This is a genomic window from Gordonia sp. p3-SID1431 (assembly GCF_025143765.1).
Lineage (GTDB): Bacteria > Actinomycetota > Actinomycetes > Mycobacteriales > Mycobacteriaceae > Gordonia > Gordonia hongkongensis.
Window position 1 is genome coordinate 1 of sequence record NZ_JAMBDT010000167.1, and the last position, 5734, is coordinate 5734.

A 5734-nucleotide genomic window follows, 5' to 3' on the forward strand; every position below is an offset into this window, starting at 1 on the left:
GCCAGTGGGGCGGCGGGCAGTTGCTTGCGCTCCTCACACCTCAGGGAGCAATGGGGTCGCTTTCTTCGGATTAGGGAGCAGGGTTGGGGCGGGGTGATGCTCCGCTCGGCAAGCTCGTCGCGGATTCGCGGTCGGCTCGTGATTAGCTAGTGCCCATGCGTGCCAAGCGGGGGAGTCGCGACTACGGGTCCATCCTGCTCGGCTCCGTCGGCGAGAGCTCGGTCAAACAGCGGGTCCGCATCCAGACGCTGCTGACCGCGTCGATCGTGGTGGCCAACCTGTTCGGGGCGATCGTCGCGGTCGCGCTCACCGCGGTCGGCATCCCGCAGCCGACCATCTTCACCGCCGAACTGTGGTGGGTCAACTTCATCGTGGTGCCCGTCTACATCACCGCAGCCTTCGTCGTGGGAATCGGATGGGGCACCTACGTCGGCGTCCGTGATCTGCGCTGGGCGATCCGCGACGTCGCGCCGACCAAGCGCGATGCCCGTCGGACGATGCGGCTGCCGTGGCGGTTGTCACTGGTGCAGGGATTCCTGTGGGGCATCGCCACCGTGATGCTCACCATCATGTACGGGATCGTCGACCCGCAGCTGATCCCGAAGACGCTGTTCGTGGTGAGCCTCAGTGGCGTCGTGGTGGTGGCGATCTCGTATCTGTTCATCGACTTCACGCTGCGTCCCGTTGCGGCGGAACTGATCTCGGCCGGACACCGTCGACGCAAACGCACCGGTGTGAAGGCGCGGTCGGTCGTCTCGTGGATGGTGGGTTCGGCGATCCCGATCATCGGCATCCTGCTGGTGCTGGCCTTCGGGCTCGCGCGGGACGAGACCTCCAAGCTCGACCTGTTCGTCGGGGCCACGGTCCTCGGGGTCACCGCACTCTTCACCGGCCTGCTGCTGACGCTGCTGTCGAGCATGAGCGTCACCGGCCCCATCCGCAGCGTGCGCGCCGGGATGAACCGCGTGAGCGACGGTGACCTCGACAACGCCGACCTCGTCGTCTACGACGGCACCGAACTCGGGGACCTGCAGGTCGGTTTCAACTCGATGGTCGCGGGACTCCGTGAGCGAGAACGCATCAGAGATCTCTTCGGACGCCACGTGGGCCACGAAGTCGCCGAGGCGGCCATGTCGTCGAACCCGGAACTCGGTGGGACCGAACGCCTCGCCGCCACGCTCTTCGTCGACGTCATCGGTTCGACGACGCTTGCCGCACGACGACGCCCGACCGAGGTGGTCGAGATCCTCAACAAGTTCTTCGCGGTCATCGTGCGGGCGGTCGAGGAACACGACGGCCTGGTGAACAAATTCGAGGGCGACGCGGTGCTCGCCATCTTCGGCGCACCCATCGACCTCGACGACGCCGCGGGCAGCGCGCTCGCCGCCGCGCGCGACATCGTTCGCGGCCTGGCCGAGGAGGTGCCCGACCTGTCGGCCGGGATCGGGGTCAGCCACGGGGCCGTGGTCGCCGGGAACGTCGGTGCCATCGAGAGATTCGAGTACACCGTCATCGGTGACCCGGTCAACGAGAGTGCCCGCCTGTCAGAACTGGCCAAACGGGATCCGCGGCGGCCGTTGGCCTCCGGACGCGCGGTCAAGGCCGCACAGCGGGGTGAGGCCGAGCGGTGGGAGGAGCAGGAGACCACCTCGCTGCGGGGCCGGACCGAGGAGACGACCGTGTTCGCCGCATTCGTCGACGACGAGTGAGGGCCTCGCTCAGCCGATCGCGTCTTCGGAGCTGATCAACCGCCCGTCCGGGCCGACGATGCTCAGGCCCAGTCCGTCGAAGACCGAGTACTTGTACCCGTTGTTGTAGGCGACGTAGTAGTGACGGCCGCTGCCGTTCTCCTGCACGTGCACCTCGGACACCGGGATGCACAGGGTGTTCCCACTCGAACGCGCGACACCCCGGTACTCGAGGGTGCCGTCGGCGCGCCACTGACAGATCGACGCCGCCGACCGGGCGGTGACGACGGAGGTGACGGTCCGTTGTCCGGCATCGCAGGACGGTGCCGAGGGCGCGGCGGCCGCGGTCGAGGAGCCGACGGCGAGCGCGCCGGCGGTGAGGACGAGGGAAGCGACGGCAGTGGCCAGGCGGGTGATGGTCGTGTTCATGGAAGCGAAGGTAGGGCAGGGCTCATCGAAGCGGGAATGGGCAGAACTCCCCGGGTTCGTTCGGACGGGGGACCCTTCGAGACGCCCTCCGCAAGCTCCGGGCTCCTCAGGGAGCGAGGGGGGTGTCGCCCGCAAGCTCCGGGCTCCTCAGGGAGCTAGGGATCCCGGTCGCCCTGTCCCTCGGCGAAGTCGAGCCGGCGCAACGCGATTCGCAGGACCTCGTCGTCGATGCGTCCGGCGTCGCGTTCGGCGATGAAGACCGCGCGCTGGATCTGCAGGATCTCCGTCCGGAGTCGTGCCCCGGCGGACGTCGGACTCTCGCCGAGATCCTCGGGACCCCGGCCGAGTTCCTCCCAGGCCACATTGCGCTGCGTGGTGATCCACTTGCGCAGCATCGCCACCTGGAGCCGGCGCGGATCGTCGTCGGACAGTTCGGTGGCGTAATCGTCGAGGCGCCGTTCGGATTCCCGGGACGCACGGTCCTGCGCGGCCGCATACGCCAGCCGGTCCTGGGCGCGCTCGTCGCCGCTCACCCCGAGGAAGCGGATCACCCAGGGCAGGGTGGTGCCCTGGATCAGCAACGTCCCCACCACGACCACGAAGGTCAGGAACAGGATCTCGGCGCGGGCGGGGAACGGTTCGTTCGTCTCGGTGTAGACGGGGATGGCGAACGCGGCGGCCAGTGACACCACGCCACGCATACCGGCCCAGGAGACGACGAACACCGACGCCGGACTCGGCGGCGGCTCGCGGTCGCGGATCCGTCGCGAGAGCAGTCGGGGCAGATAGGTCGCCGGGTAGACCCAGACGATGCGCACGAGGATCGTCGCTGCCAGGACCGCCGCGGCGTCGATGGCGATCTGCGTCCACGACTCGTTCTCGACACCCTCGATGAGCATGGGCAGCTGGAGCCCGATGAGCAAGAAGACGAACGACTCGAGGATGGTGTCGATCGACTTGCGCACCGCCTCGTCCTGCAGGCGCGTCGCATAGCCCAGCCGCACCGATCGGTGGCCGAGGTAGAGACCGGCGGTGACCACCGCGATGACACCCGAACCGTGCAGTTCCTCGGCCGCGTAGTACGTGGCGAACGGGACGATGATGCCGATGGCGGTCTCCATCGGCGGGTCGGTGAGCCAGACACGCACCCAGGACACGACCACCCCGACGAGGAGGCCCACGATCAGGCCGCCGAGGGCGGCCACCGCGAACGTCAGGACCCCTTCGCCGACCGTCGCGGTGGCCCCCACCGCCGCGGCGAGCGCGATCCGGAACGCGGTGAGGGCCGTCGCGTCGTTGAGCAGGCTCTCGCCGCCGAGCAGCGTCATCATCCGGCGCGGCAGACCGAGCCGGCGGCCGATCGCCTGCGCCGACACCGCGTCCGGCGGCGCGACGACCGCACCGAGGACCAGTGCCGCGGCGAGCGGGAGATTGGGGACGACGAGGTATGCGACGTATCCGACCACCAGGGTCGTCACCAGCGGCAGGCCGACCGCCAGGAATCCGATTGCACGCCAGTTGGCGCGGAACGCCTGATATGAACTCTCCTGCGCGGCCGAGTACAGCAGCGGCGGCAGGATGAGGAAGAGCACGAGCTCGGGTTCCAGGGCCACCGAGGGCAACTCGGGAATCCATGCGATCCCGAGACCGACGGTGACCAGCACCAGCGGCGAGGACCAGCCATAGCGACGACACAACGCGGCGACCGCCACGGCGATGACCGCGACCAGCAGTAGCGATGCGCCCATTCGAGCGACTCTAATCGCGCCGGCCCGATGGATAATGTCGGGCATGAAGATCTTTCGGCGGAAGTCATCGTCCGCGGCCGCGTCCGGGCCGGCGGGGTCTGGTTTCGACGCCTCGACCACGGCGCGCTGCGTCGAACTGGAGTCGTTCGACGCCGCGCCGGCCGCCGACCCGGCGCCCGCATCGGGCGACGACCGCAGTTGCCAGGATTGTGTCGCGATCGGCGAGACCCACTGGGCACATCTTCGGAAGTGCCTGACGTGCGGGCACATCGGTTGTTGCGATTCGAGCCCGCGACGGCACGCGACCGGTCACTTCCACGAGACCGGACACCCGGTCATGCGTTCGGCCGAACCGGACGAGGTGTGGCGCTGGTGCTACGTGCACGAGGTGACGGGATGACCACGCGACGGTTCCCGGTGCGTTCGACGAGGTGGAGGAGTGCGCCGAGATCTGTGCTGGCGGCAAGTAGGATTTGAGGATGACGTCGAACAGCGAGAGTGCGACCAGCGCAGCCCAGCCGGCGCCGACGACCGGGCCGCCGGACGTCATCGGCACGCCGCTGAGTCCGACCGCGACCAAGGTGATGGTCCTCGGGGCAGGTGAACTCGGCAAAGAGGTCGTGATCGCGTTCCAGCGACTGGGCGTCGAGGTCGTCGCCGTCGATCGCTACGCCGACGCGCCCGGCCACCAGGTCGCCCACCATGCCGAGGTCATCGACATGACCGATCCCGCCGCCCTGCACGCGGTCATCGACAAGCATCGTCCCGCGTACGTGGTGCCCGAGATCGAGGCGATCGCCACCGAGGCCCTCGTCGACGTCGCCGAACGCGGTATCGCCGAGGTCATCCCCACCGCGAGCGCGGTCGTCGCCACCATGAACCGCGAAGGAATCCGACGTCTCGCCGATGAGGAACTCGGGCTGCCGACGTCGCCGTATCTCTTCGCCGACACTCTCGAGGAGGTCACCGTCGCGGCCCGCCAGGTCGGGTTCCCGTGTGTGATCAAGCCCGTCATGTCGTCGTCGGGCAAGGGACAGTCGGTCGTGCGGGGCCCCGAGGAGCTGGCCTCGGCCTGGGAGACCGCGAACACCGGCGGTCGGGTACAGGGCAGTCGCGTCATCGTCGAGGGCTTCGTCGAATTCGATTACGAGATCACTCTTCTCACGGTTCGTGCGATCGATCCGGCCACCGGCCGGCTCACGTCCCACTTCTGTGCGCCCATCGGCCACCGGCAGATCAACGGCGACTACGTGGAGAGCTGGCAGCCGCATGAGATGAGCACCGACGCGCACGCCTCGGCGACCTCGATCGCGGCGCGCATCGCCACCGCCCTCGGTGACGGAAAGCTGGCCGGGCGCGGCGTTTTCGGCGTCGAACTGTTCGTCAAGGGCGACGACGTCTACTTCTCCGAGGTCAGCCCGCGGCCCCATGACACCGGCCTCGTCACGATGGCGACCCAGCGCCTGTCCGAGTTCGAGATGCATGCACGCGCGATCCTCGGTCTCCCGGTCGACGTCACGCTCGCGTCCCCGGGTGCCTCGGCCGTCATCTACGGGCAACTCGACGAGCCGGCGATCGGTTTCGAGAACGTCGCCGCCGCACTTGCCGTACCCGAGACCGACATCCGGCTCTTCGGCAAGCCCGAGAGCTTCCACCGCCGGCGCATGGGCGTGGTCACCGCGACAGCCGACGACGTGCCGGTCGCGCGTGAGCGTGCCGTCCGCGCCGCGTCGCTCGTCACACCCGTGCCGGGCCGTCCAGCCGTTCGCAAGGCCGCCACCCTTCCGCCGACCCCGTCCCCGGCGCCTCCGCGACGCCCCGGGCCACCGCCCGGCCCGGTCGGCCCGCCGCGCGGACCCGTGGGTCCGC

General features: G+C 69.0%; 5 protein-coding genes. 3 read left to right on the top strand and 2 right to left on the bottom strand.

Annotated elements, in window-relative coordinates:
- Window positions 1-155: 155 nt before the first annotated feature.
- The gene (locus M4D77_RS23310; RefSeq protein WP_259937649.1) at window positions 156-1709 is read left to right on the top strand and encodes an adenylate/guanylate cyclase domain-containing protein; all 1554 of its coding nucleotides are present in this window, start codon (window positions 156-158) and stop codon (window positions 1707-1709) included.
- A gap of 9 nt (window positions 1710-1718) precedes the next feature.
- Here the strand turns inward: M4D77_RS23310 and M4D77_RS23315 are convergent, their stop codons facing one another.
- Window positions 1719-2117, bottom strand: a complete 399-nt coding sequence (locus tag M4D77_RS23315; protein ID WP_259937652.1) for a hypothetical protein — start codon at window positions 2115-2117, stop codon at window positions 1719-1721.
- Window positions 2118-2272: 155 nt separating this feature from the next.
- The gene (locus tag M4D77_RS23320; RefSeq protein WP_259937653.1) at window positions 2273-3865 is read right to left on the bottom strand and encodes a Na+/H+ antiporter; all 1593 of its coding nucleotides are present in this window, start codon (window positions 3863-3865) and stop codon (window positions 2273-2275) included.
- A 43-nt stretch (window positions 3866-3908) separates the two neighbouring features.
- On the opposite strand from M4D77_RS23320, the gene M4D77_RS23325 reads away from it, so the two are divergent.
- On the top strand, window positions 3909-4265 hold the full coding sequence (locus M4D77_RS23325; protein WP_259937654.1) for a UBP-type zinc finger domain-containing protein: 357 nt from the start codon (window positions 3909-3911) through the stop codon (window positions 4263-4265).
- Between the two features lie 79 nt (window positions 4266-4344).
- Window positions 4345-5734 (top strand): formate-dependent phosphoribosylglycinamide formyltransferase (gene purT, locus M4D77_RS23330; protein ID WP_259937657.1); only part of this gene is annotated, 1390 nt, incomplete at its 3' end.